This is a genomic window from Pseudomonas sp. NPDC089741 (assembly GCF_044748825.1).
GTDB classification, from domain to species: domain Bacteria; phylum Pseudomonadota; class Gammaproteobacteria; order Pseudomonadales; family Pseudomonadaceae; genus Aquipseudomonas; species Aquipseudomonas helmanticensis.
Genome location: NZ_JBIVGT010000087.1, coordinates 1 through 1,536, shown reverse-complemented (window position 1 = coordinate 1,536; position 1,536 = coordinate 1). Strand labels below are relative to the sequence as shown.

At 52.3% G+C, this 1,536-nt stretch carries 2 protein-coding genes and 1 pseudogene; 2 read left to right on the top strand and 1 reads right to left on the bottom strand.

Annotated features, from left to right (window positions below):
* Window positions 1–293 precede the first annotated feature (293 nt).
* A complete protein-coding gene (locus ACIPZE_RS28950) occupies window positions 294–557 on the top strand; it encodes a hypothetical protein (RefSeq protein ID WP_283436187.1) in 264 nt (87 codons plus the stop codon).
* The gene (locus tag ACIPZE_RS28945; RefSeq protein WP_400776857.1) at window positions 554–1,288 is read left to right on the top strand and encodes a Fic family protein; all 735 of its coding nucleotides are present in this window, start codon (window positions 554–556) and stop codon (window positions 1,286–1,288) included. Before ACIPZE_RS28950 ends, ACIPZE_RS28945 begins: the two co-directional genes overlap by 4 nt.
* 98 nt (window positions 1,289–1,386) lie before the next feature.
* Here ACIPZE_RS28945 and ACIPZE_RS28940 read toward each other — a convergent pair.
* Window positions 1,387–1,536, bottom strand: a pseudogene (locus ACIPZE_RS28940) (hypothetical protein); the annotation flags it as partial.

The window sequence follows — 1,536 nt, the reverse complement described above, 5'->3', positions numbered from 1 at the left end:
AAATCAGCCCGGTCTGGTGATCGACCAGCAGCACGATGGCGTCGTCTTTGTTCAGGCGGTTGTAGGTTGGAGTGGTCATGGTCTGCGTCCCTTTTCAATGTTGGAGTGTGTTGTTGCGTTCAAGTTGGGTACAGATTACTGACGCATTGAAAAGGGATAAATCGGTTGAAAAGTGTTTCACCGTCAACTTCAACAGGACAGTGGCAAGATCGATGCGCACATAGGAGCGCCCGCCGAATATTTACAGAATCGACGCATGCTATGCTCTTCAGGAAGAAAACTAGGGGTTTCAAATGAGCAGATCAGCCACTGACAGCGTTGCGAGCGAAGTTCGCAAGCTCGCCGCAGAACACCAGATAAGCGCTGACCGTGACAGCCTGAGCTGCATGGCGGTGACCATCACACGTTTGGCGGGCGATGTCGTTGAGCTGGACGGCGTTGAGCAACTGCTGGTCAATCTGAAAAGAAAGGGCGTGCTGAACAAGGCAGAAATCATGGCGCTGCAAGGGCGTTATCTTCAGGAAAAAAGGCGTTCGAAAAAGCAGCTTAGCGCATGACTTTCGACCCTTTCGGCGATTTCGAGACTGAAGGTTATCTTCAAAACTCGCTCAAACTGAAAGACCCCGTTGAAGTAAAAGAGTCCGAACATCTTTCCTTCGAAGCCAGTATCGAAGATGCCCTGGCCTTTCTGGCGAAGAAAAGATCAATCGACTACAAAGCTGTCCTCAAGACACACGAAATCCTCTTCTCCGGCTTTTATCCCTGGGCGGGAAAAGACCGCAACGAACTGATCCCTCATCTGGCGGTTTTCAAGGGATCGAAAGATGATCCTCACACGATATTCGAACGCCCCGACCTGATCAAAAGGTCCGTCGAATACGCCCTTGAACTGGCATCAAACAAGAAACGCTTCCGCGATCGGCCCGGCGAGGTGATGGGGCAATTGGCTTCAGTTCACCCGTTTCTGGATGGCAATGGCCGCACCATACTGCTCATCTACATGGAGTTGTGCTTTCGGACCCGGTTTGCCGTCGATTGGTCAAAAACCAGCAAGGACGACTATCTCAATGCCCGCAGTGACGAAATCCGCAATCCGTTCAAAGGCCATCTGGACAGTTATTTGAAGCCCTTCGTCATCGACATTTCAAACCGAGACGAATGGCCCGGGATGATTGGCGGCATCAAGGGCCTGGATGGGCTGGAAAAGGAAGGCATTACCTACGCGAACCTCGATAATCCTGAAGTCCAGCAGCTCTATAAAGCGTATAGAGCGCAGCCCCTCGAGTGAACATCGCGCTTGCGGCCACGCCGCTGTCGAGACTCTGATTCAAACTCAATAAAAAAGCCTGCTTCTCAGGGCAGGCTTTGCGTTTTCGCCGTATCGACTTACTTCTGCAACGCCGTCAGCGCCGAGTAGCTGTTCATCAGGTTGCGGTAGTTGGGAATCCGCTGCGACAGCAGATTACCCAGCCCTTCGATATCGTTGCGCCAGTCGCGGTGCAGCTCACACGCCACCGAGAACCAGTTCATCAGTTG